The organism is Algoriphagus sp. AK58, from assembly GCF_014324365.1.
Lineage (GTDB): Bacteria > Bacteroidota > Bacteroidia > Cytophagales > Cyclobacteriaceae > Algoriphagus.
The window spans coordinates 97,048-121,774 of record NZ_QEIG01000022.1; the positions used below are offsets into that span (position 1 = coordinate 97,048).

The 24,727-nt window shown below is 44.6% G+C and carries 21 protein-coding genes; 16 read left to right on the forward strand and 5 right to left on the reverse strand.

What is annotated here, in order from left to right; genetic code table 11:
• The first annotated feature begins 49 nt into the window (after positions 1-49).
• The 13 genes from DDT91_RS18335 to DDT91_RS18395 all read left to right on the forward strand — a co-directional run bounded on the left by DDT91_RS18335 (position 50) and on the right by DDT91_RS18395 (position 13,597).
• On the forward strand, positions 50-550 hold the full coding sequence (locus DDT91_RS18335; RefSeq protein ID WP_187177649.1) for a rhodanese-like domain-containing protein: 501 nt from the start codon (positions 50-52) through the stop codon (positions 548-550).
• Between the two features lie 81 nt (positions 551-631).
• Positions 632-1,393, forward strand: a complete 762-nt coding sequence (locus tag DDT91_RS18340; RefSeq protein ID WP_187177650.1) for a DUF547 domain-containing protein — start codon at positions 632-634, stop codon at positions 1,391-1,393.
• Positions 1,394-1,432: 39 nt separating this feature from the next.
• Positions 1,433-2,785: an NAD(P)/FAD-dependent oxidoreductase gene (locus DDT91_RS18345; protein ID WP_187177651.1), complete on the forward strand. Its 1,353-nt coding sequence runs from the start codon at positions 1,433-1,435 to the stop codon at positions 2,783-2,785.
• Positions 2,782-4,326, forward strand: a complete 1,545-nt coding sequence (locus DDT91_RS18350) for a 4Fe-4S binding protein (protein WP_187177652.1) — start codon at positions 2,782-2,784, stop codon at positions 4,324-4,326. The genes DDT91_RS18345 and DDT91_RS18350 overlap by 4 nt, the downstream gene beginning before the upstream one ends.
• Entirely contained in the window at positions 4,327-5,796 is a 1,470-nt protein-coding gene (locus DDT91_RS18355; RefSeq protein WP_187177653.1) for a cellulose synthase family protein, read from the forward strand.
• 8 nt (positions 5,797-5,804) lie between these two features.
• Positions 5,805-6,497 (forward strand): glycosyltransferase family 2 protein, encoded by a 693-nt coding sequence (locus tag DDT91_RS18360; RefSeq protein WP_187177654.1) that lies wholly within the window; start codon positions 5,805-5,807, stop codon positions 6,495-6,497.
• A 78-nt stretch (positions 6,498-6,575) separates the two neighbouring features.
• Positions 6,576-7,505: a hypothetical protein gene (locus DDT91_RS18365; protein ID WP_255502183.1), complete on the forward strand. Its 930-nt coding sequence runs from the start codon at positions 6,576-6,578 to the stop codon at positions 7,503-7,505.
• A gap of 44 nt (positions 7,506-7,549) precedes the next feature.
• Positions 7,550-8,845 carry a glycosyltransferase family 87 protein gene (locus tag DDT91_RS18370; RefSeq protein ID WP_187177655.1) on the forward strand — a complete coding sequence of 432 codons (1,296 nt, stop codon included), beginning with the start codon at positions 7,550-7,552 and terminating at the stop codon, positions 8,843-8,845.
• A gap of 171 nt (positions 8,846-9,016) precedes the next feature.
• Positions 9,017-9,748: a hypothetical protein gene (locus DDT91_RS18375; protein ID WP_187177656.1), complete on the forward strand. Its 732-nt coding sequence runs from the start codon at positions 9,017-9,019 to the stop codon at positions 9,746-9,748.
• A 163-nt stretch (positions 9,749-9,911) separates the two neighbouring features.
• On the forward strand, positions 9,912-10,664 hold the full coding sequence (locus DDT91_RS18380) for a DUF6503 family protein (protein WP_187177657.1): 753 nt from the start codon (positions 9,912-9,914) through the stop codon (positions 10,662-10,664).
• 3 nt (positions 10,665-10,667) lie between these two features.
• Positions 10,668-11,708, forward strand: coding sequence for a hypothetical protein (locus DDT91_RS18385; protein ID WP_255502184.1), 1,041 nt, complete (start codon positions 10,668-10,670; stop codon positions 11,706-11,708).
• A 122-nt stretch (positions 11,709-11,830) separates the two neighbouring features.
• Positions 11,831-12,028, forward strand: coding sequence for a DUF2892 domain-containing protein (locus DDT91_RS18390; RefSeq protein WP_370539341.1), 198 nt, complete (start codon positions 11,831-11,833; stop codon positions 12,026-12,028).
• A gap of 162 nt (positions 12,029-12,190) precedes the next feature.
• A complete protein-coding gene (locus DDT91_RS18395) occupies positions 12,191-13,597 on the forward strand; it encodes a Gfo/Idh/MocA family protein (protein WP_187177659.1) in 1,407 nt (468 codons plus the stop codon).
• Positions 13,598-13,650: 53 nt separating this feature from the next.
• On the opposite strand, the gene DDT91_RS18400 is transcribed toward DDT91_RS18395, so the two are convergent.
• Both DDT91_RS18400 and DDT91_RS18405 read right to left on the reverse strand, forming a co-directional pair.
• Positions 13,651-14,508 carry a DUF1080 domain-containing protein gene (locus DDT91_RS18400; RefSeq protein ID WP_187177660.1) on the reverse strand — a complete coding sequence of 286 codons (858 nt, stop codon included), beginning with the start codon at positions 14,506-14,508 and terminating at the stop codon, positions 13,651-13,653.
• Positions 14,505-15,299, reverse strand: a complete 795-nt coding sequence (locus DDT91_RS18405) for an endonuclease/exonuclease/phosphatase family protein (protein WP_187177661.1) — start codon at positions 15,297-15,299, stop codon at positions 14,505-14,507. Before DDT91_RS18405 ends, DDT91_RS18400 begins: the two co-directional genes overlap by 4 nt.
• A 284-nt stretch (positions 15,300-15,583) precedes the next feature.
• Between DDT91_RS18405 and DDT91_RS18410 the strand changes: the two genes are divergently transcribed.
• Both DDT91_RS18410 and DDT91_RS18415 read left to right on the forward strand, forming a co-directional pair.
• Positions 15,584-17,080 carry a DUF748 domain-containing protein gene (locus tag DDT91_RS18410; RefSeq protein WP_187177662.1) on the forward strand — a complete coding sequence of 499 codons (1,497 nt, stop codon included), beginning with the start codon at positions 15,584-15,586 and terminating at the stop codon, positions 17,078-17,080.
• Between the two features lie 244 nt (positions 17,081-17,324).
• Entirely contained in the window at positions 17,325-18,716 is a 1,392-nt protein-coding gene (locus DDT91_RS18415; protein WP_187177663.1) for a S8 family peptidase, read from the forward strand.
• 51 nt (positions 18,717-18,767) lie between these two features.
• On the opposite strand, the gene DDT91_RS18420 is transcribed toward DDT91_RS18415, so the two are convergent.
• Positions 18,768-19,388, reverse strand: coding sequence for an FMN-binding negative transcriptional regulator (locus DDT91_RS18420; RefSeq protein ID WP_187177664.1), 621 nt, complete (start codon positions 19,386-19,388; stop codon positions 18,768-18,770).
• 71 nt (positions 19,389-19,459) lie between these two features.
• Positions 19,460-20,350: a phospholipase A gene (locus DDT91_RS18425; protein WP_187177665.1), complete on the reverse strand. Its 891-nt coding sequence runs from the start codon at positions 20,348-20,350 to the stop codon at positions 19,460-19,462.
• Between the two features lie 132 nt (positions 20,351-20,482).
• Between DDT91_RS18425 and DDT91_RS18430 the strand changes: the two genes are divergently transcribed.
• Complete coding sequence (locus DDT91_RS18430) at positions 20,483-22,738, forward strand: helix-turn-helix domain-containing protein (protein WP_187177666.1); 2,256 nt, start codon at positions 20,483-20,485, stop codon at positions 22,736-22,738.
• 244 nt (positions 22,739-22,982) lie between these two features.
• On the opposite strand, the gene DDT91_RS18435 is transcribed toward DDT91_RS18430, so the two are convergent.
• Positions 22,983-24,500, reverse strand: coding sequence for a M20/M25/M40 family metallo-hydrolase (locus tag DDT91_RS18435; protein ID WP_187177667.1), 1,518 nt, complete (start codon positions 24,498-24,500; stop codon positions 22,983-22,985).
• Positions 24,501-24,727 lie beyond the last annotated feature (227 nt).

Below are 24,727 nucleotides of genomic sequence, written 5' to 3' on the forward strand. Positions count from 1 at the left end.
AGAACCAGATAGCTTATTTTCGGGTTCTTTGGGAAAAATCTGAATAGATATGTTCTTCCAAAGGGCCCGAATTCTTTTTTCTTTACTATTCTTTTGGGGTTTCCTACCTTCATTTGGGCAGTCTCTTGCATACAAGACTCTATTGGAAGGTATTTATGATGACAATTTTCCGGTGATCAAACCCGCTCAGATTTCCAATCTCAGCAATTATCAAATACTGGATGCGCGTGAAAAGGCAGAGTATGAAGTCAGCCACCTTCCGGAAGCTAAATGGGTGGGGTACGATACTTTTAATCTGAAAAATGTTGCTGATTTGGATAAAAACAAGCCTGTCTTGGTTTACTGTACCGTTGGTGCCAGGTCACAAGAGATAGGCAAAAAACTTCAAAGTGCCGGTTTTACCCGAGTCTTTAACCTTTATGGAGGCATCATTCACTGGGTCAATGAGAATCAGCCCGTAGTACAAAATGGAAAACCCACTCAAAAAGTCCATACCTATTCCAAATCTTGGGGCATTTGGCTAAATAAAGGTGAGAAAGTGTACGATTGATTGTGTCGGATAAAAGACATAAATCATTTTTGAAAAAACTTACCTTTCCGTTCCTTTCGTATATCGAGTAAAATCCAGCTTATGTCCTTCTTCAAAATAGTTGCATTAGTTCTTCCTTTATTTGTTTTCTCTTGCCAAAGCTCTTCTTTGGGTATGGCAGGAACGACTCCTCCGAGTCACCAGATCTGGGATCAATTGGTCAAAACCCATGTCAAGCCCAATGGGATGGTGGACTACAAAGGTTTTATCAAAGACAAGGCAAAACTGGAGCAATACCTGAAATTGATCTCGGACAATGCACCGGACCGAAAGACCTGGTCTAAAAACCAGCAACTCGCCTACTGGATCAATGCTTACAATGCGTTTACTGTCAAACTGATCGTGGATAATTACCCCACGAAAAGCATTCGAGACTTGGGACCCAAACTGAAAATCCCGCTAATCAAAGATGTTTGGCACTACCAATTTTTCAAGATTGGTGGAGTTCTTTCCAGCTTGGATGAGATTGAGCATGCGATCCTGAGAAAGGAATTTGACGAACCAAGAATCCACTTTGCCATCAATTGCGCTTCAGTTTCTTGCCCCCCTTTATTGAATGAGGCTTTTGTGGCTGAAAAGCTAGAAAGTCAGCTTCAAAAAGTAGCTGTCACGTTTATCAATGATCCAACTCGAAATAAAATCGCTCCAGATCAAGTTCAGATCTCCTCGATTTTCTCTTGGTTTCAGGGGGATTTCACCAAAAAAGGAAGCCTCGTCGATTTTCTCAATCAATACTCCAAAATAAAAATCAAATCCAACGCAAAGGTTTCCCATTTGGATTACAACTGGAACCTCAACGAGTAACCCGATTTTTTGGGTAACTTTTGCTTTCAACTCTCCCTTATGCCTGCTCGTCATCTTGTTATTATCGGCAACGGAATCTCCGGAATTACCCTGGCCCGACACGTTCGGAAAATGGATTCGGATACCCGCATTACGGTCATTTCCGGTGAGTCGGACTATTTTTTCTCCCGGACAGCGCTAATGTACGTCTACATGGGCCACATGAAGTTTGAGCATACCCAGCCTTATGAATCCTGGTTTTGGGAGAAAAATCGAATTGAGCTAAAGAAGGCTTGGGTTCAGAAGGTTGAGTTTGGTGAAAGGACCTTGGTTTTTGATTCAGGAGAAAAGATGACCTATGATGTTTTGGTCATCGCCACGGGTAGCAAACCCAATAAATTTGGTTGGCCAGGTCAAGACTTAGAGGGTGTGCAGGGATTATATTCCAAGCAGGATTTGGAGCTGATGGAAAAAAATACGCATCAGCAAGTGAAAAGGGCGGTCATTGTAGGCGGTGGCTTGATTGGGATTGAGATGGCTGAAATGCTGGCTTATAAGAAAATCCCCGTTACTTTTTTGGTTCGAGAAAAAGGATTTTGGGACAATGTATTACCCAAAGAAGAATCTGATTTGGTAGGCAAACACATCCTCGAGCATCATATTGACTTACGTTTGGAGACCGAATTGAAGGAAATCCTTTCAGATTCGAATGGCCGAGTTCGGGCTGTTATCACTTCCAAAGGAGAGGAGATTTCCTGCGAGTTTGTAGGCTTGACAGCTGGAGTAAGTCCGAATGTGGATTTTCTGAGAAATACCGAATTGAAGGTGAATCGAGGGGTGAAAGTGGATGCGTTCTTCCAAACCAATATCCCGTATGTCTTTGCTATCGGAGATTGTGCGGAGTTTGAAAATCCTCCGGCTGCTGATAGGAGAACCATCGAGCAAGTTTGGTATACCGGGCGCAAGCACGGAGAGACCTTAGCGCATAACCTTTGCAAAAAACCTGTTCCCTACCAACCCGGAATCTGGTTCAACTCGGCCAAATTCCTGGATATCGAATACCAAACCTATGGTACCGTTCCTTCGACTTGGAAAGATTCGGAGGTCAAAAGTTTCTATTGGGAGCATTCCTCAGGAAAAGTCTGCTTTCGGATGTTAATGAATTCAGCAGGTCAAATTCTCGGCATCAACAATTTCGGTTTCCGATTACGGCATGAGTTCTTCGATCAGGCAATCCGGGAAAAGTGGTCTGGAGAAAAAGTGATAGCCAAACTGGATAAAGCCAACTTCGATCCGGAGTTTTTTGCACCCTATTTCATAGAGATTCAAAAAGCCTTTAAAGCGCAATTCGGTGGAAATTTCCAGCCTGCCAAAAAATCATTTATCCAAAAACTATTCGGAGCAAGCGTATGAGGACAATCGAAAAAATAGGGTTGGGATTGTTTCTGATCGGATTGACTGTGTTTACGGTGGTTCCTTTTTTTGGTACCTATACCCTGACCGAGGAACTGGTTTTGGCTAATACCAAAGACATTCATCAGGAGAAAATGGCCGAAATCCTCGCTCCGATGTACGGGCAGGAATATGGTTCCAATTTCTCATTCCTATCCGCTTTTGGAGAAAACTTCAACACCTACAATGACAACCTGAAAGCCCAGCAACTTTGGGATCAGGTCATTTGGGATGATTATGGGTTTTCTTTGGCCAAAGCTGCCCTGAGCAGTCCGGTTCGAGACAACCCATGGCTTTGGTTGGGTTTATCTATCGGATTGGCGGTTTTAGGCGGATATCTCTTCAACTTTCGTCAGTATGCTGAGGAACCAGCAGGAATCAAAAACAACGGAATTTTCCACTCCAAACTGAAAAACAAGGGTTGGCTGGGAATGATCACCGGAGGCTATCTGATTCTATTTTACATTTTGCTTTACTGGTTTCCGGCCTATTTGGTCAACTTGGTTTGGATGGTGGAGCCGATTTCCAGAATGCTTTCTGGCGGTCCTGCCAGTCAGTGGTTTTTGTATGGGTTGGTGTACACCCTGGCGATTTTGGTGATGGGAGTGCGGATGTTTCGAAAATATCGGGGCAACAAATACCAGCAACTCCGCACCGCTTCGGTCATGTTTTTCCAGACGGCTTTTGCCTTTCTGATTCCCGAGATTTTGGTTTTGCTCAATCAACCTTATTACGATTTCAAAAATATCTGGCCACTCGACTACGATTTTTTCTACGATTACCAGATTTCCACATTCCTCTCAGGTGGAGGCATGGGCATATTTATGCTGATTTGGGGCATTTTGCTGATTATAGTAGGAGTGCCGGTGTTCACTTATTTCTATGGGAAGCGCTGGTATTGTTCTTGGGTTTGCGGTTGTGGAGGCTTGGCGGAGACGGTCGGAGATCCTTTTCGTCAGCTTTCTGACAAATCGCTAAAAGCCTGGAAATACGAGCGGTGGATCATTCATAGCGTCCTGGTTTTGGCCGTGGTGATGACGGCTGTGACGATTGCCAACTACTTTTCCGGCTTCAGTTTTTTGGGCAATGTCACCAATCAACTACATTCGTTTTATGGTTTTGCGATCGGCTCAGCTTTCGCAGGCGTGGTGGGAACGGGATTCTATCCATTTATGGGAAACCGGGTATGGTGCCGCTTTGGATGTCCATTGGCAGCTTACCTTGGGATCGTGCAGCGCTTCAAGTCGCGTTTCCGAATCACGACCAACGGAGGTCAGTGTATTTCCTGCGGCAATTGCTCGACGTATTGTGAAATGGGGATTGACGTCCGTGCCTATGCGCAGCGTGGACAGAACATTGTGCGTTCCTCCTGTGTTGGGTGTGGTGTGTGCTCTGCCGTGTGTCCTCGTGGGGTGTTGAAGTTGGAAAACGGGCCGGAAGAAAACCGAATTGCTGACCTGCCGATCATTATCGGCAATGACTCCATCAAGCTCAACGCGTAAATGATTTTCCTTTATATCCTCTGCGGACTGTATTTCTTGGGAATGCTGTTTATCCTGATTTACAGTTTGGCGCAGGGGCATTTGTTTTTTCATTTTCTGAAAGCCCGAAAAGAATGGGCTTCCACACCTCAAGTCACGCCTTCCATCTGGCCAAAAGTCACCGTTCAGCTTCCAGTTTTCAATGAGCTTTATGTCGTCGAGCGCCTGATCGATGCTGCCGCAAAGCTAAATTACCCCAAGGAATTGCTGGAAATCCAGATTTTGGATGACAGTACCGATCAGACGGTGGACTTGATCCAAGCCAAACTCAAGGAATATCCAGATATCAACTTCCGCTACCTGCATCGAACTGACCGGAAAGGCTTCAAAGCTGGAGCCTTGCGGGAAGGATTGGAAACAGCCTCAGGAGAGTACATTGCCATTTTCGATGCGGACTTTGTACCCGATCCGGACTTTCTGCTCAAGGCTATTCCTTTTTTCTCTTCCGAAAAAATCGGGATGGTACAGACCCGCTGGACTCACCTGAACCGAGACTATTCTCTCCTGACGCGATTGCAGGCATTTGCCTTGGATGCGCATTTCTTTATCGAGCAGATGGGGCGAAACCGACAGGGTGCTTTTATCAATTTCAATGGCACAGGAGGAATATGGCGAAAAAGCTGCATCCTCGATGCGGGCAACTGGCACGATGATACCTTGACGGAAGATTTGGACTTGAGCTATCGAGCCCAGCAAAAAGGCTGGCAGTTTGTCTATCGACCCGAAATCGAATCGCCTGCCGAACTCCCACCGATCATGTCTGCCGTGAAGTCCCAACAATTCCGCTGGACAAAAGGTGGGGCCGAATGTGCTGTAAAGCATGCCGGCAAGGTGAGTCAGGAAAAATTACCCTTTTGGATCAAGTTTCATTCCTTCGCTCATTTGTTCAATTCCACGATTTTCATCGCGGTGCTACTGACCAGTTTGAGTAGCATTGGGGTTTGGTGGGCTGGAGTGCAGGGACTGATTCCCGAGTGGATGGTCCGACTTTCGGGGATTTTCCTGATTGGATTTGTACTGATTGCCGGCGTGTATCTGGCCTCGTATTTTATCGCTAGAAAGTCATTTCTGTCTTCCTTTTTCGGAGTGATTTGGCAATTGCCGCTATTCCTTTCGGTATCCATGGGCTTGGCCTTGCACAATGCCCAAGCGGTTTGGGAAGGTTTAACCGGCAAGAAATCTCCCTTTATCCGTACTCCAAAATTCAATCTCGAATCCGGGAAAGTTTCTTTGAGCTCCAATCGATACATCCTGCATCGCATGCCGGTTACTACGTGGTTTGAAGGGCTTTTGGCATTGGTTTTCTGGGTGATGGTGGGATTGGCATTCCGTGAGGGAAATTTTCTATTCCTGCCCTTTCATGCCATGCTAGCCTTCGGCTATACCTTGGTCTTTGTTTCCTCCTTTAAATCCTACGGCCTCGGTCGATAAATCATTCCATGAATCACCCGCCGATTATTGACGTCATTATTCCTGCTTACAACGAGGAAAAGTCCATCCCAAAAGTCATTGCCGAAATTCCAAAGTTTGTCCGCCACATTGTCGTGGCCAATAACAATTCCACCGATCAAACAGGAAAAGTAGCTGAAGCTGCTGGGGCCAAAGTCGTTTTCGAACCCCAAAAAGGCTATGGAAAAGCTTGCCTGACTGCCATGGACTGGATCAAAAATCAGGAAATACAGCCGGATATCGTGGTGTTTTTGGATGGAGACTATAGCGACTTTCCGGAGGAAATGAGCGATTTGGTGCAGCCGATTTTAGATGGAAAAGCCGACATGGTCATCGGGTCAAGAGCCTTAGGGCAGCGGGAGAGTGGATCGATGACGCTTCCTCAGGTCTTTGGCAACTGGCTGGCGACGACGATGATGAAGTACATGCAAGGGGCAAAGTTCTCTGATTTGGGACCTTTTCGGGCAATCGTTTGGAAAAAGCTTTTGGACTTAAATATGGTCGATCAAAACTTCGGCTGGACCATCGAGATGCAGATCAAAGCCCACAAAGCTGGCCTTCGCTATACCGAAGTTCCGGTCAACTATCGCAAGCGAATTGGAGTCTCCAAAGTGAGCGGGACCGTGAAGGGCGTGATTGGGGCGGGGTATAAGATTATTTTTACGATCTTCAAGTATTGGTAAATAAGTAGGTAGTGTTCAGTCGCAGTCGGCAGTTTGGAAGCACTATCGCGTAATTTGAAATCATTTCTAATTCAGAAAATGAACACCTATCACCAAAACCACCGAAATCCGAAATCTGAAATCCGAAATTTCAAATCATTTATCCCCCTTTTTCTAATTCTGGCTTTCCTTTCTTCTTGCAGTTCCTCCGGCCGAGAAGGTGTAGAGGAAGAGCAATTTGCCAAATATTGGTATCAGGGAAAAGCTGAAATCAATGTCTTTGACTTGGAGCAAAGTCGCTATGGAGAGGTTCGGTCAGGAAAAGCGGTGATGATCTTTGTGACGGAGGATTTTTCCAAATCCAAGCAAGTCAAGCTGGACAATCCCCAAGATCGTCCATCCGATGCCCAAAAGGTGATAAAATTGAATATGACCCGAGATTTTGTGACGGGAGTCTATCCTTACCATACCATGTTGTCTGTGTTCACTCCAGTGCATGAGGAAGTTCCTTCTCCCAAATTGACTGCCTCCGTGACCGAATGGTGCGGGCAGTCTTTTTCCCAGTTGAATTTCAAAAGTGGAAAATACAACGCCAAACTATTTTCCTACTTCGAATCAGAGGGTGATTTTGAATCCAAAATCGATGCAAAAGCGGAGGAGGAGCTTTTCAATCTCATCCGGCTCAATCCGGACCTAGTGCCCATGGGAAATATCAATTTGATCCCCAGTTTGATCTTTCAGCGATTTGCCCATATTCCTCTCAAGGCCGAACAGGCAACCATTTCCAAAAAAGACTTGGGTTCCAATCAGTCCGAGATTGAGGTAGTTTATTCAGAAATAGGCCGAAAAATCTTCATCCGTTACCAGCAGTTCTTTCCTTTCGAGATCCTTGGTTTTACCGAAACCTGGACTAAACCTGACGGAAAACAGGAAGTCACCACGGCCACCCGTACCAACATGCAGCTGCTTGAATATTGGAAGCAGAATGAGAAAGTGTACGAACCTTTGAGAAAGGATTTGGGGCTTTGATCAGCAGGATTAAAACACCCTTCAAGTATGCTCTGATTCTCGCAATGTCGGGGATCTTGTTTTTCCTCGCCCGGGTCCCGAGAGAGTCGTTTGGTTTGACTTTTTTGCTGTTTTCGATGGCTTTTGCAGGAATGGCAGGGCTGTTTTTTTTAGCAGGAGAAAAGCTCAGCTTTCGCAACGTGTTATTTGCAGGACTACTCCTCCGATTGGCAGTTTTTCCATTTGCTCCACAGTGGTCAGATGACTTTGTTCGATTCCTTTGGGATGGAGAAATGCTGAAAATCGGCCAAAATCCATACTCTCAAACACCTCAGGAATGGCAAAAGGAAAACTTTGATCCCGAAAATGCTTATCTCAATCAACTTTTTGATAATCTGAATTCCCCCGATTACTATTCCGTCTATCCACCGCTCAATCAGGCGATTTTCTGGTTGGGAGCCAAAGCTTCGATGGGTTTCGTTTGGAATGGGAATTACACACTCCGGTTGATTTTGCTTTTAGGGGAAATCGGAGTTTTTGTCCTGCTTTGGAAGTTGTTGATGGCTTTTCAGCTTCCCACCAAACGGATTTTCTGGTATTGGCTGAATCCTTTGGTGATCATGGAAATAACCGGGAATTTACACATGGAAGGTTTGGTGCTGCTGTTTCTTTTGGCATCGATTTGGGCGATTCAAAAAGTGAAATTGGGGCTTTCAGGTGGCTTTTGGGGAGTTGCGATAGGAATTAAGCTCCTTCCTCTGATGCTCGGTCCTTCATTTTTGGTTTATGAAAAATCGAGAAAATCGGCCTGGTTTTGGGTTGGAACTGGACTCACTACCCTGATTAGTTTCACCCCGCTTTTTATCGATAGTTCTTGGGTCAATTTTTTGCAAAGCCTCCAATTGTATCAGGGCAAATTTGAATTTAATGCCTCGATCTATTACTTGCTTCGTGAAGTGGGGTATTGGATTGAAGGATACAATACGATCGCTTTTTTGACGAAAATCCTCAGTTTGTTCACGGTTATCCTGATCTGGTATTTTTCCTTGAAGAGGCAACCAAAATCCCTCCTCGAACTCGTTGATTTGATGGTACTGATTTACCTGGTTTACCTAATCTTACAGCCAGTGGTGCATCCTTGGTATATCCTGCCGGCCTTGGGATTGAGTGTGTTACGGGGGAAATTGACCTTTTTGCTGTGGAGCTCTGGAGCGATCTTCTCTTATCAGGCCTATGGAAACCCCGATTTCCAAGAGCAGTCTATTTTTCTGATTTTGGAGTATGGTCTGGTAGTTCTGGGAATCTATTTGGATTACTTCTCAAAAAAAATGAAACCACATAGGCACATAGAAGTCACATAGATGATATGCTCACTTAAAAAATCTATATGATTCTTATGTGTCTATGTGGTTAAAAAACAATCCTTTATTGAGATGAGACGCTTTATCTTTCTGCCTGTTAAACCGAAATCAATTAATCTTTAGCCAGTTTTTTGGAAAAAATCAAATGACCTTAATATTTAATTTTGCTGCATGAAACTATTCCTTCGACTTCTTATCCTACTCAGTTTTCTAACTCAGTTTTCCTGTTCCAAAAGCCCTGAGCAGCAAGCACTGGACCTGTTGGAAAAATCCATTGAAGCTCATGGAGGTCAGGAGGCTTGGGAGAATTTATCTCAACTTAAATTCCGGAAATGGACCCGGATTTTGGACGAAAACGGCAACGTGGAGTCCGAACTCGATCAGTGGCATGAGTTTCGTTTCAAACCCTTTTTCGAAGGAAAAATCACTTGGGAAAAAGACAGCATTCAGCACGTGATGTATTGGGATGGAGCCAAAATCCGCTACCAAATGGGAGAAAATGAAGTGCAAAATGAAGGCTTTTTAGCAGCCAAAAAGAAGGATTTTGATGGGGCTTTTTACACGGTGGCACAGCCTTGGAAATTGATGGATAAAGGAGGAAAACTCATCTATGAAGGAAAAAAGACTTTGGAAAACGGGAAGGAAGTGGAATCAATCCGTGTGGATTATGGCCCTGATTCTGATACTTGGTGGTACTTTTTTGATCCTGTGACTTTCTTAATGGTCGGAAATGAAGTCCAACTCAAAGATCACCGCAGTTTGGTCTATGACCTTTCCGGAGAAGAGGTAAAGGGATTAAAACTTCACGGCACCAGAGAAAGCTGGCGGGTGAATGAAAAAGGGGAACGCTTGTTTCTCAGGGCGGAGTATCGGTATTCGGATTATCAAATTGAAAAACAGTAGAAAGAAGATTGAAATACATTGGAAATACCCTTCGCTCCGCTCTGGGAAATATGCTTCGCGAAATATTTCAAAGTATTTCAACCTCCAAAGGAGGTATTATTTCAATTGTATATCTATGTATTTCAACAGTATTTCCACTGTTTTTCCCATTATCTTTAAGACTATGAAAATCACCCAATTCCTGTTCTTGTTGGTTGTTGTTGCTTCAGCTATTTCCTGCAAGCAGCGAACAGAAGCCGAAAAAATTGTCGATGCCGCCATCGAGGCACATGGTGGAGAGATCTACGAACAAGTCAAGATCGATTTTGACTTTAGAAATATTCATTACACGATTTTCAAAACTCCCCACGCTTACGAATACATTCGTGAATTCTCCGATTCTACTGGAACAGTGCGAGATGTATTAAATAATTCAGGATTTACGAGGACAGTCAATGGGGTCAAAATCGATACCTTGACCGAGGAGCGCATTGGCGCTTTTTCCCGTTCGGTCAATTCGGTGGCCTATTTTGCTTTTTTGCCTTATGGACTAAATGATCCAGCTGCTGTAAAAACGCTTGTTGGAGAGACAGAAATCAAAGGGAAAAAATACGACCTCATCCGAGTCACTTTCCAAGCTGAAGGCGGGGGAGATCACTACGAAGATGAGTTTTTGTACTGGTTTGGCAAGGAAGATCACCTGATGGATTACATGGCTTACCTGTACTTTACCGATGGGGGGGGAGTGAGGCTTCGTGAAGTGAGTGGAGTGCAGGAAGTGGGAGGAATCCGATTCCAAAACTACCTCAACTACAAGCCTGCTGACAAGGACACGCCACTCGACAAGATGCAGGAACTCTTCGAAGCAGGAAGCTTGGAAAAACTCTCCGAAATCAATCTGGAAAATATACGAGTCGAAGCACTTCCAAAAAACTAACCTATGGCCAAGCCCACTCATGCAACTTACCTTTTCAGCTCGGTGGGCTTTGTTTTTTTATTGGTTTTTGGCTGGTGGATATTTCCTGAGGAGGAATTAATCAAGGCAGAGGAAAAGTGGAAAGGAGTATGTTGGGTAGGCAGCAGGCAGCCATTATCAGGAGGAGAAGCGGAGGAGCTTTCTTCTACAGGTGCCAATGCTCTTTCTCAAACCCCTTTCGGTTGGCAATCAGCCAAGCACTCCCCGGAGATCCGCTGGGATATGAGCAATGAGCGCCGCTGGTGGGGAGAGACTCCGCTGGGAATCAAAGCCACTTTGGATTCCACTTCCCGGTTTGGGATGATGAATATGATGAAGCCACACCTATGGGTGAGAGAAGGCTGGGTAGGGGAGATCGAGATGAAATCAGAGGAAGACTGGAAAAGCTGGTTTGAAAACTACCAAGCGTTTATTCTGGACTATGCCCGATTGGCGGAAGAGCTAAAAATGCCCATGTTATGTGTGGGAACGGAGCTGGAAAAGATTTCTACCAAAGAAAAAGAATGGAGGGCTGTGATCACCGAGGTTCGAAAAGTTTATTCTGGCAAGCTCACTTATGCTGCGAATTTTACGGAGTTTGAGCAAGTCAAATTTTGGGATGCCCTGGATTACATTGGAATTCAGGCCTATTTTCCCTTGGCGAAAAATCACAATCCTTCACTTCAAGAACTCACTCAATCTTGGAATACCTATCTTCCTCAGATTGAGAAAGTAATTAGAAAATTCAAGAAGCCGGTTCTATTCACCGAAATCGGCTATTGCAATACGATTGATGCCGCGGTGAAGCCTTGGGTGTGGCCAAATGAACGTAGGGAAACTGAATTTTCTGAAGAGGTTCAGGCGCTTTGCTATGAAGCATTTTTTCAAACTGCCTGGAAAAAGGATTGGTTGGCAGGCGTATTTTTCTGGAAGTGGTATCCTCAGCGGCATGAGCGAGAGCTTGACTTTACTCCGCAAGGAAAAAAGGCAGAGCGAATCATGGCGAACTATTATTTAGCAGACTGAAAATCACTCCTCTTTGTGACTTTTGTCATGGTTGATAATTCTGAGAGCCTTTAGCTTTGTTTCAGTATTAAAGCCAAACAGTCCTTTCTTTTACTTAACCTCACGACGCCATGTATAAGAATATGGGGAGTCTCGATAAAACAGTCCGATTACTGATCGCTGTAGTGTTAATCGCGCTTTATTTTCTTGGCGTCGTGGAGGGTGTAATCGGAACAATAGCCTGGGTGGTGGCAGCCATATTCATCCTGACAAGTATCATCAGCTTTTGTCCGCTCTATGCTGTTTTTGGGATAACTACATGCAAGACTAAGTCCGCCTAAGGGTGGTTTGGGTTATAGATAATTGATAGTGCTTTCAAATTGAGGGAAATGCCGGTAGCGATTGCTTCCGGCTTTTTTTATTGCTTTCTGATGTCTGGTAGGAACTTTTTTAATTTTTTTAGTAAATAGCCTTTACAATAACCCAGAAAATATTTCAATGCTATGAATAAACGAAGAGAATTTTTGAAATCCACCGGGTTGGCTGGATTAGGCCTCTTTGGCGCAGGAAGTGCCATCGCTGATTCTATGAAAGTCCTTCCCCTTGAGGCTAAATATGGAGAATCAAGAATCCAGACCTTTAATATGTCCGGCTTTGCTGCACCCAAAATTGAAACGGTACGCGTAGGCGTAGTCGGATTAGGACAGAGAGGTCCAGGGGCTGTAGACCGTCTGAGCAAAATCGAAGGTGTGGAAATCAAAGCACTGTGCGACCTACTTCCTGAACGTGCAGAAAAGGCCAAAAAATCGCTGGAAGGCACCATTCATCAACCCGAACTTTACTCCGGAAGCGCCTATGCATGGAAAAAAATGTGTGAGCGTCCGGATCTGGATTTGATTTACATCGCCACACCTTGGGAATGGCACGTACCCATGGCTGTGTTTGCCATGGAAGCTGGAAAACATGCTGCGGTGGAAGTGCCCGCTGCGCGCACCCTTGACGAATGCTGGCAGCTGGTAGAGACTTCCGAGCGTACCAAAAAGCACTGCATGCAATTGGAAAATTGCTGCTATGATTTCTTTGAACTCATGACTTTGAAAATGGCTCGTGAGGGATTTTTCGGAGAGGTAGTTCACGTGGAAGGTGCGTACATCCATGATTTGCTTTGGCTTAATTTTGACAAGGACAAAGGCTATCAGGGCATGTGGAGACTGGAAGAAAACTTCCGAAACGGAAATTTGTACCCTACTCACGGTTTGGGACCAATCTGTCAGATTTTGGACATCAACCGAGGGGATCAGATGGATTACCTGACTTCGGTGTCGTCCAATGATTTCCAAATGAAGAAAAAGGCGCAGGAACTGGCTGAGAAGGACACTTTTTGGAACTCCTACGCGGCTAAAAACTATAGGGGAAATATGAATACCACTGTGGTGAAAACCAAGAAAGGTAAGTCTATCATGATTCAGCATGATGTGACTTCGCCGCGTCCGTATTCAAGATTGCACGTGGTCAGTGGTACTGAAGGTTATGCCCAAAAATACCCTGACCAAAAAGTATCCAAAGGTCATAGCTGGATGAAAGAAGACGAGATGATGGCATTGAAAGAAAAATATACTCCTGAAATAGTCCAGAAAGTAGGCGAGCTTGCCAAGCAAATCGGTGGACACGGGGGCATGGACTTTATGATGGATTGGAGGCTGATCGATTGTCTGAGAAATGGACTTCCGCTGGATCAGGATGTGTACGATGCCGCACTTTGGAGCTGTATCACCCCATTGAGTGAATGGTCTGTGGCTAACCGATCCAATTCCATCGATGTCCCTGATTTCACAGGAGGCCACTGGAAAACGAATAAACCTGTGGAAATTACCCTAAAAGGTGGAGGAACTACCAAAGTCAGAATTTGATGAATTCCAACTAACAGGAAAACAAAAGGGAGGTCTTCAAGGACCTCCCTTTATTAGTTTGTACTTAGGGCTTTTTTGATTGTTTCTTGAAGTTTTACAGGGTTGTCCTTGATTTTGGTCAGGTCTAATACCGCTACTCTTCTAAAATCGATAGGATGACTTTCGCTTTGTAGGCTGATATAGCCCCCTTCGATCAGCTTGCCATCCATTTTTATTTTAGGGTCCACGGGGGACACATTTCCACCTCCAATTTGAGGTTTGTAGTAACTGATCACGGTGTCCATACCTACTAAGTGATGCACTTCTTTGTTTCCCATCACGATGAAGTTGGCTTTGACCCACTGATCTCCGTGGTAAGTTTGAGACTTGGAATTGATGCAGTGAGGAGTGAAAAGCGTGTCGCCCATCACGACATTGGTTCCTGGAGTGCAGAGGTTACAAGTGCTGCGGGGATCGTTGCCATTACCTCCCAGAAACTGAGCTTCGATCGAAATTGGAAAATCCTGATCCTTGAGCATGGTTTTTGGATCTTGACAATGGAGCATGGCGCCACTGTTTCGCAATGCCCATCCTTCTCCGCCCGGGCATTGTTCGCCCACAAAACGGTACTCCACGGTCAAAAGGTAATAGGAGAAAGGCTTTTTGTAGAAGATATGGCCATATTGCTGGTTAAATTGCTCATATCCATCATATCGGACTTTCATCATTCCATCCTCTACCCGAAAGGTATTTGCATAGTTTACTCCCAACTCATGGGTTCGGATTTTTGGTGTCCAGTCTTTTAGGTCTTTGCCATTGAAAAGTTCAATCCAATCTGGATTTTCTTTCTTGGATAAAAGAAAAGAGGAAGCAAAAATGACCAAGATAACGGGCAGGGCCCAACGGAGAATTTTGAATGTCGGGGAGGTCATTGTGGTTCTTTTTTCATTCTTAGGATCGCCCAGACTGGGTAATGGTCGGAGTAGGGTACTTCTATGACTTTGTATTCTACCAATTCAAATTTTCTGGAATCATACCAGATATAGTCGATCCTAAGCCCATTTTCTGCTGTTCCATAGGTGTTTTGGGTATTTCCGGCTACGGCCCCGGCTTCTTTCCAGTGGCTTGGAATTCTTTTGTATTCTTCCGAGTCTGGGGTGAAATTCAGGTCTCCTGCCCAGATGACGGGTTTGTCCAAGGTTTCGGCGTAGGATAGAATGGAGTCAAGTTGGGCGATCCTGTTTTCGGAGAATTCATGACAAAGGTGAGTACCCCCGAAATAAAATTCCTCCAAAGTCTTCAATTCTGCTTTTACCCAAGCCATTGCACGGGACTCTCCACCGGCGGGATTGGGCAATTGGATCGTGTGGTACTTGGATCCCTTCTTCACCAAAAGGCCTTCTCCGTATCCGCCACCATCGTAATTCATCGCTTTGCCAAAATAGCCTCGGTAACCTGTCTCCCTGATAAACTTATTGATAAGGTCCAAAGAATCAGGGTATAGTGTCAAGTACCTGCCTGTAAGTGAATCCACTTCCTGAAGAGCTACGACCTCCGGTTGCATCAAAACAAAAAGATCACTGACTTTTTCAAAATTGGGCGTTCCCGGTTTTTCAGGCATTTCACCATGAAAAATATTGTAGGTTAAAATTTTGATTTCTTGGGCAATAGTGCTGCCCGTCACAAGAATTGAAAACAAAAGGAGAAAGAATGTTTGCTTCATCCTCAAATCTATTAAATTGTCTTAGATTGATTAAAGTATTTTTGATGAGTTGAGGTGTTTTGGTCTAAAAAATTAAGGTTCCTCTCTGATATTGTTTCTAAAAATTATTTACTTGAAATAAATCATTTTTCAGTAATTTAAATAAGTGTTTTGGTATTATTTCAATAGATAGTAAGGTGAAAAAAGTGTTGATTTTTTTTGGGAGCGTAATAGGGATAATTGTCCTTTTTGCGGGGGCGGTATATTTATTAGGCGAAGCCTGGATCAATAAAAATCTAGTTAACATGATCAACAGCAAGCCTGATCGAAAATATGATTTTTTGTTTACAAAGGTTGATTTCAATATAGTGGAACGAAGTATCGAGATCGATGAAGTTGAAATCATTCCATTGGATAGTGTTTCAAACTCTTTTGTAAAGGGAAAGGTAGATGTAGCCTATTTAAGTGGGATCAATTTGAAAAAGCTGGTACTGGAGAAAGATCTCACCCTTGAAAAATTGAAGTTCATAAATGCTGATTTTGTTATCCATCACAAGGCTGGGGAGTCTAAAAAAAAGGCATCTGATCATGAATTGAAAAGTCTTTTCGGTGACATACTTTCCAGAGGATTGCTGGAAGAATTTCAGATAGAAAAGGGTAGTGCTTTGATTTTGGATGAAGGCAAGGAGATAGGGTATTTGAAAAGGCTGGATATTTTGGCTACTGGGCTTGTAACAGATTCCTTGGTTTGGAACAACATGATTCCGTTTAAGTATGACCGCATCAGTCTCCATATAGACAGTCTTTTTTATGATCTTCAGGGGCAGCAAGTCAACCTAGGCAAGTTTACTTTTGACACGGCGGAAGACAAGGTGAAATTTGAAAACTTGAGTTTTACCTATTCTGAATCTCTGGAAAAGGCCTCCCAAAAAATGCAATTTCAGACCGACTTGATCAATGTAGAGCTGGATTCCATGGTGTTTATGGGGTTGGAATCTAATAGCAGGTTTCAGAGTGATTTGGATGTTAGGGCGGATAAGCTCACTGTTGCAGGACTTAATCTCAAAGATTTTAGGAATAAAAGTAAGCCTCGTCCAAAAGATGAAATCAAACCCATGTTTCAAGGAATGTTACAAAAAGTGAATTTTCCGCTTAAGTTGGACTCCTTGATTTTGGTCAATGGTCACATCGCTTACAGTGAAAATGTTCCTGAAAAAGGGGAGTCATGGGAATTACATTGGACAGAACTCAACGGTCATATCGTCAACGTCACTACCATTCCTGAATTTCAAAACCAACTGGAGCATTTTGATGCTTCTGTGAAAGGAAAAGTCAAAGGGGAAGGAATATTGGATTTCAAGTTGAAAGTCCCTTATGATAAGGAAGCCTTCAATTTGGAAGTAGAATTGAAAAACTTTGATCTGACTACCCTTAATTCTACCATGAAGCCCATTATGAATGGGGATGTGACTTCCGGCCACATGGATAGACTGAAATTAGTCATTAAGGCTACCGAGGCATCTGCCCATGTGGATATGATTTTTGACTACAAGGATTTAAAGGTCGAGATGTTCAATAAAAAAGGGGAAAAGAAGAATATTTTTTCTTCCACGGCAGCCAACCTCGCCTTGAATCATTCCAATTTGCCAGGTGAGAAAAAATACGTTCACCCATCCTTTTTGATGCAGCGCAATCGCTCTCGTGGACCTTTTTATTTGATTTGGCAGAGTACCAAAGAAGGCATGTTGAAAATTGTGCCAGGTGGAGCGGTTAAGACAATCTTAAAATCGGCAGAAAAATAAGCGGTCTACTCCAGTTCTTACTTCAAAATGAAGGTGTACTCTGGAGAATCATTATTCTTGTTTTTTACAATTATGAAATTAAGTAAACTATATTATCAGTTTTTAAATTAATAAAAGTACATTTTTTGTCAATGAAATGCGTTATGAATTAACTGAAAAAATAAGTTCTGTTTAATAATTAAATGTTTTGTGAATGTTCGGACTATAACTTACTTTTCTAGAAATCATTAACCAAATTTACCTTATGAGAAAACTTTATTCTGTGCTGTCTTTTTCAGCCCTGTTGGGTTTAGCAGCATCCTGCGGTGAAATCATCGAAAATGAAGTAGCCGTTTCTGACGCAGTGCAGCGAGTAACACACCAAGAATTCGTTCCGGGTCAGCTATTAATCAAGTACAAAACGACCACTGTAGGCTCCAGACTTTCCCAGGATATTTTGGGAATGATTCAAGCTCAAGTAGTGGAAGAAATCAAAACCGAGGCTATGGAGTTGGCAAATGCCCGTAAGAGTGGTCCAAGTGGAGACCTGCTTCTGGTACAAAGTAACTTAGGTACCTTGGAAGCCATCGAGCGACTTCGCAACATGCCAGAGGTAGAATATGCTGAGCCCAACTGGATTTACAACCACTTTGCTACCTCCAATGACACCTACTTTACAGGTGGTCAGCTTTGGGGTATGTCAGCCAATAACAACCAATTTGGTTCCGGAGCTGCCACTGCATGGAATGCAAATAAACTCGGATCCTCCACAGTTTACATCGGAATTATCGATGAGGGCTATATGTATACTCATGAGGATTTAGCAGCCAATGCAGGGGTCAATCCCGGTGAAATTGCAGGAAATGGGGTTGACGATGACGGAAACGGACTGATTGACGATGTTTACGGCTGGGATTTCGCCGGAAACAACAGTTCCCTATTTGATGGAACTGCGGACGATCATGGTACCCACGTGGCCGGCACTATTGGTGGCGTAGGTGGAAATGCCAAAGGTGTTGCCGGGGTGGTGTGGAACGTGAAAATGATGGGAGCAAAATTCTTGGGAAGTCAGGGAGGAACTACAGCCAATGCGATCAAATCGGTTGATTATTTCACCGATTTGAAGACTCGTCACAATTTGAATATTGTGGCTACCAACAACTCTTGGGGTGGTGGAGGCTTCTCTCAAGCTTTGAAAGATGCCATTGATCGCGCAGGTGCAGCTGGGATTCTATTTATCGCTGCAGCTGGCAATTCAGGTACCAACAACGATGCCACGCCAAGTTATCCTTCTAGCTATTCTTCTGAAAATATCATTGCAGTAGCTTCTATCACTAGCTCTGGTGCTTTATCCTCCTTCTCTCAATTTGGCGCAACTTCAGTAGATATCGGAGCCCCCGGTTCTGGAATCTGGTCAACAGTACCAGTGGCTGTAGGAAAAGGCAAGAATGCTACCATTGGTTCGGGCTATGCCAGCTACAACGGTACGTCTATGGCAACCCCACATGTATCTGGTGCAGCTGCCCTGTACGCCTCATTGAATCCGGGTGCTTCTGCGACTCAGATCAAAAATGCGATTTTGAGTTCTGCTGTTGCTACCCCTTCCCTGAATGGAAGAGTGGCGACCAATGGCCGACTTAATGTTGCTGGATTCTAATTGCTTAATTTCCCATAACTTGAAAGAGCCCCAATCGGGGCTCTTTTTTGTTTAATACGGTCTTCTTTTTTTCATTTCCTCAGCTACTTCTTTATCCAGAGGGAATGCACTTTGTTCCAGTTTTTTGACAATGTTTTGATAGTTGACATCGTCCCGATTTTGTGAAAGTTTGGCGCTGGCATGTACTTCCTCGATTTTCACCTCGATTCCCACCAAGGCACGGATTTGACTTTCCACGTACGCTTCACTCATCGTCTCCACATGTACCCGGTTTGGTCGACCGTTTTCATATCCATCCACTAGTGACTTCAGGTGATGCATCAGTTCTTCTCCTTCAATGATGCGGATCTTTCCATAGACGTGGACAGCAAGGTAATTCCAGGTGGGTACATTTTCGTGGTTATACCAAGAGGAGGAAATGTAAGCGTGAGGACCCTGAAAAAGGATCAATACCTGCTCATTTTCTGAAAAAGACTTCCATTGAAGGTTGGCTTTAGCCAAATGCCCATGAAGCACGGCCTCCCCGGCTGGACTTTTATCCAGTATGAAAGGTAAATGGGTTGCCCAAGGCCTTCCATCCACTTGGGAAATCAAGGTGGCAAAGGCGTTTTTTTGAATAAACTCAATGACTTCTGGCTCGTTTTCCCAGAGGTTTTTTGGATGGATATACATAGGGAGCGGAGGTTATGTCTAAGGGGATTTGGTCGATTTCTGACCTCCAAGGTAAAAACATCCAGTGTGCTTTACCAATTCACAAAAGAAATCCCAAACCCCAAGGTGGTTTGCCTGTGGTTGTAATCAATGAGGGTTTCGCCATACCCCGTAAATACTTGCATCTGCAAGTTCAGGTGTTTCAGTATGGGGTATTCGTAGGTCATCTGTGCACTGCCATGATTATCTTTCAATTTTAAGTTATTGCTTGCAGTCAGGTAGATATGGTGTTTTCCTGGGTAATAGTTGAAAATGACCGAAGCCCGCCCCATGAATTGGGTGATTTCAGGGTTTTGATCGTCCTTGTCCGGAATCCTTATCCATGGCCTAATAATCAGGGACCAGTGGTCTTGTTCGAGGCCCAGATGAAAAATTACCCGATTCCAACTTCGGGAGAGAGGTATGTCTCTGCCATTAGACTGGTGACTGAGGGAGAAACCAATCATTTTTCCCTTCATTCCGAGCAAGTTGAAATTGACCGGATAGTTGAAAATCAGTTCCGGTTCAAAATTCAATTCCCTGAAAGCTCGGGATCGCTCCAGGTTATACACTTGCCAAAATGCTTTTTGTGTAAAAGCAAGCCAAATATCTCCTTTTTCTGAGAAAAGGGATTGAGCTATTTTGGTTTTGAAGCTGAATTGAAAAGTGGCTTCATAGGATTTTAGGTCCAACGATTCAGTAGCGGAATAGACTGGATTCTCGCTTTGCGGAAGCTGGTTGGGATGGTTACTCCATTTGATTGCATTGAGGTAAAAAGGCTTGTATGGTATAAGGCGGAAGGTTTCTTTGTTTGTTTCAGCTCCGAGTTCCCAACTTTCAGAAAGAGTTGTGTAGCGGGAGGGAATGGTTGGTTTTTCTTTGATTTGAGCCAAGGCTACCCAAGAGAAAAAAAATGTCAGGAAGAACAAAGCCAGTTTTTTCATCAAATTTTGAAGCTTTTTTGAGGCAAGTCCATAGGCTCAACCTTTTGGAAGGTTTACCTTGGTCTCCGATTGGGTGCTTAGTAATTTATTACAAAAGGCTGAGTAAATCAGAAATAATGGTAATTTAGTTTTATGAACATTTCCACTGACCGACTGGAGTTGGCGGCACGTTTTGTGAACAACACCGGAGCTCCGATTTTTTTGACAGGGAAGGCAGGGACAGGAAAGACCACTTTTCTCCGAGCGCTTGCCCAACGCACCCACAAGCGATTTGTGATCTTGGCACCTACCGGCATTGCCGCGCTCAATGCCAAAGGAGTCACGATTCACTCCCAGTTTCTATTACCGTTTGGGACCTTTTTGCCAGTGCGTGAACCCGAAGGGAAGTACAGTGACCGACACGGTTTTTTCACCCAGCAAACGCTCGCCCGAAGTCATCCTCTGAACCAGTTTCGCCGTAACGTCCTCAAATCGATTGATCTCTTGGTCATCGATGAGGTCAGCATGCTTCGAGCGGATATCTTGGACGCGATCGACTACCGCATGCGAAGTGTGAAGAGGAATTACCACGTACCTTTTGGCGGGATTCAGGTTTTGTTTATTGGTGACCTGTACCAGCTACCGCCAGTGGTAAAGGACGAAGAATGGAGTGTCCTAAGCCGGTTTTATAAATCCATGCATTTCTTTGAGGCGAAAGCACTGCAAAATTCCGGATTAGTGTACCTCGAGCTTGATAAAATCTTTCGGCAGCAGGATGAGACATTTATCCGCATTCTAAATAATCTTCGAGACAATCTGTCCACACCCGAGGATGTACGAATCCTCAATCAGCACTACAAAACCCCAGATGAAATCCGGGATTTGCCTCCCTGCATTACACTGACCACCCATAACTACAAGGCGGACGAAATCAATCTCCGCGAACTCAGAAGTTTGGATGGGGCTTCCTTTTTTTATGACGCAGACATTGATCGGGAGTTTCCGGAGCATTTGTATCCCTTGCCCGAGTCCATCGAGCTCAAAGTCGGGGCCCGGGTCATGTTTATCAAAAATGATACCTCAGGCCTATCCTCTTATTTCAACGGTAAATTGGCTACTGTTTCGAAACTGACAACAGATCAGGTAGTGGTCGAAATGGATGATTCCGGAGAGGAGTACACCTTGAAAAAGGAGCTTTGGGAAAACAAAAAATACCGGATCAATCCTGACACTAAAGAACTGGAAGAGGAAGTAATAGGCACTTTTTCCCAATTTCCGATTAAATTAGCTTGGGCAGTTACGGTACACAAAAGCCAAGGGCTAACCTTTGATCGCGCGATTGTGGATGTGGGCCAAGCCTTTGCGCCAGGACAGGTGTATGTGGCGCTCAGCCGACTTCGAAGTCTGGATGGCTTGGTGCTGCGAACGCGTGTACAGACGGATGTCATCTACTCGGATGCCAAAGTCGTCGAGTTTACCCAAAGCAAATCCGCCACTCAAGACCTTGCCGGGCTCCTTCACCAAAATCAGCAAGCCTACCTTAGTCAGCTCATCGAATCGACTTTCGAGTTTGAATCCCTGATTTCTTCGATGACCCAATTTGACCGGGATCAGGAAACTACCTTGGAATTTGAAGAGGAAGATTTGAGAAAAGACTTGCCGGCGATTTTTGAGATTTTGGAAAAAGAGCGAGAGAACACGCGCAAATTCCGACAGCAATTACAGTCGCTCATTCAGTCCAAACACGAGGAAAAGCTACTGGACCGGGTAGAAAAGGGGACAGCCTATTACCTGGATCTTTTGGTAAAATCGCTCGAAATCCTCCTTAGGCATCAGTTGCGGATCGAGGATTTTGCCCGTATAAAAACTTATCAAAACGGCATCGAAGAACTTGAAATCGAGTTGCTTCGCAAATATACTGCGATCGCCAAAAGCGGTAATCTCATTCAAGCTATCCTCAAAGGAGAAGTGGCTGAGAAAATGGAAGCCATAGATCTCCGAGTCAAGCAACTCCGCGTCAATCTGGTTGCTTTGATTCAAAAAGAGCTTCCCGAAAGGACTTTTGCCAAAAACAAAACCGGTCGTAAAAAGTCCAAAGAACCCAAAGAACCCAAGGAGAAAAAAGAAAATACCAAAGCCTGGAGCATCCGGCTTTTTCAGGAAGGAAAGACACCCGAGCAGATCGCCGAGGAACGTGGCTATACGGTCTCCACCATCATGGGGCATCTGGCCCATGGGGTAAAACTTGGCCAAATCCAACTTGAAGATTTAGTCCCCCCCAAGACTATCCGGGAGATTCAGCACGTGGAAGAAAAGCTCGATTCCCTGAAGGCGTATTTTGAGCATTTTGGAGGGAAATATGACTACGGTACCCTGAGATTAGTGCTTTACTCAGGCAGGGAGGAATGAAAGGAACCCACCATCAACTCTAGGTCAGGCCAGTTCGACTAAGGACTTGAATCATTCTAGGTTAAGATTTTTTCAACCACATAGCCCATAGAGCGCACCTAGTTTCTGTTCATTCACAATAGGTTAGTTTGGATACGTACCATGGTGCGGGAACCTTGAGCCAGCCTGAGGTTCCTCAGTCAGGTATGAATCGTGCCTCATGAATCCCAACTTCCTTACTTCCACGCATTCCAACTTCCCAGCCTTAATACATCTTCTCACTCAGTACACTCATGATCGTCAGAATCCCTTCTTTGTAGTTTCCAAGGCGTATGTTTTCATTCGGACTGTGTTGGTTGTTGTCTGCGTTGACGGTGGGGATGGTGACAGCGGGAATTCCCAAAGCATCCACAAAAGGAGAAATAGGAATCGAACCGCCGGAAATTCGAATTTGCACCGGATCCTGACCAAAGGCACGGTTCATTGCCTTTCTTAGCCAAGCACCTGTCGGAGAATCCATTGGCGTCCGGAAAGCTTGATAGGAAATTGAGGTATTAACTTTTACAATTTTAGGATTAGTCATGCGCTCCTCATCGGTAGGATCTTTTTCCACGATATGAAAGCCTTGCTTGCGGATATGGTCTTTGATCAATCCAAAAAGCCTTACCGGATCGGATTCCGGAACCAAGCGTATGTCCAGTTCGGCTACGGCCGTTGCTGGTATAATGGTGGTTGCCTGTGCGCCAGTATATCCTGCCGACATTCCTCGGATATTGAGTGAAGGATAGTTGATGCTTTCTTGATAGCTTTTTCCAACTTGATCGGTGCGGCCAAGGCCCAATCGCTTTTTTACCGCAGGTTCATTGTCCGGAACGGCAGCGAAGATCTTTTGCTCAGCTTCCGTAAAGGTGATGCCATCATAGAATCCCGGGATGACCACTCTCCCGTTTTCATCCTTCATGGAGGCCAAAAGTTGGGACATCAGCAAAGCCGGATTGGGGGCGTAATTGCCGTAATGCCCACTGTGCTGTGGAAGCTTGGGACCGTAGGTGGTGAGGAAAAGTTCCGAAATTCCTCTTGCACCATAGCTAAGTGTAGGCAGATTGGAGGTGTGGCGTGGGCCGTCCATGATGAGCATGAGATCAGCGGCCAGTTTGTCTTTGTATTGAACCACTGCGGCGGGTAGTCTTGGCGAACCCTGTTCCTCCTCAAAGTCCAGGATGATTTTCACGGAATAATCCGGAGAAATACCTGCTTCGGTCAGGGCATCCCAAGCAGTAATAAACATCGCCAAGGGGCCCTTGTCATCGGAAGTGGAGCGACCAAAAATTCTCCATTCGGGATTGTATTCCGTTCTCAGTCTTTCCATGGGCAGGACTTCCCATGTTCCGGAAGCCGTTTGCGCTTTGAGCACAGGCTCGTAAGCATTGGGCTGATCCCACTTGCTGATATCTACTGCCTGTCCGTCCACATGGAAGTAAAAAAGTGCCGTTTTTTTAGCGTTTGGTTGCTTTTTCTCCACCAAAAGTAAGGGGATTCCCCCCGTGTCCAATCGTTCGGTGGTCCACTTTCGGGCAGCAAAAACCTGCTCACACCATTTGATGTTGACCTCGATCTGCTCCGGGAAAACCGCATCATTCGGCATCGCAACGATCTCTTGGAGGAGTCTTAAGCCAGATTGCCATTGTTTTTCTGTTAGTGCTTCCAGGCGGGCTCGGTCAGGAGATTGGGCAAATAGGCCTGTGGAAACTAACAGGGCTAGGCCTAGACATAACTGTTTCATAGGTAGGTGATTTTCTTTTACCGATTTACACAGAAAATGCCAGAGGTGCACAATAGTTTTGCTGCGAAATGGACTATGGCTAAAAGTTAGGTTGCATGGTTTTTTGGAAGGGGATAACCTATGGAGCAGGATCAATGGTCTCTCCCTTGACCAAGTGAAGACTCCTTTCGCTGAATGACGCTTATTTACACAGATCGAAAAAAATCTTTCCCGCCTCCGGAATTGGA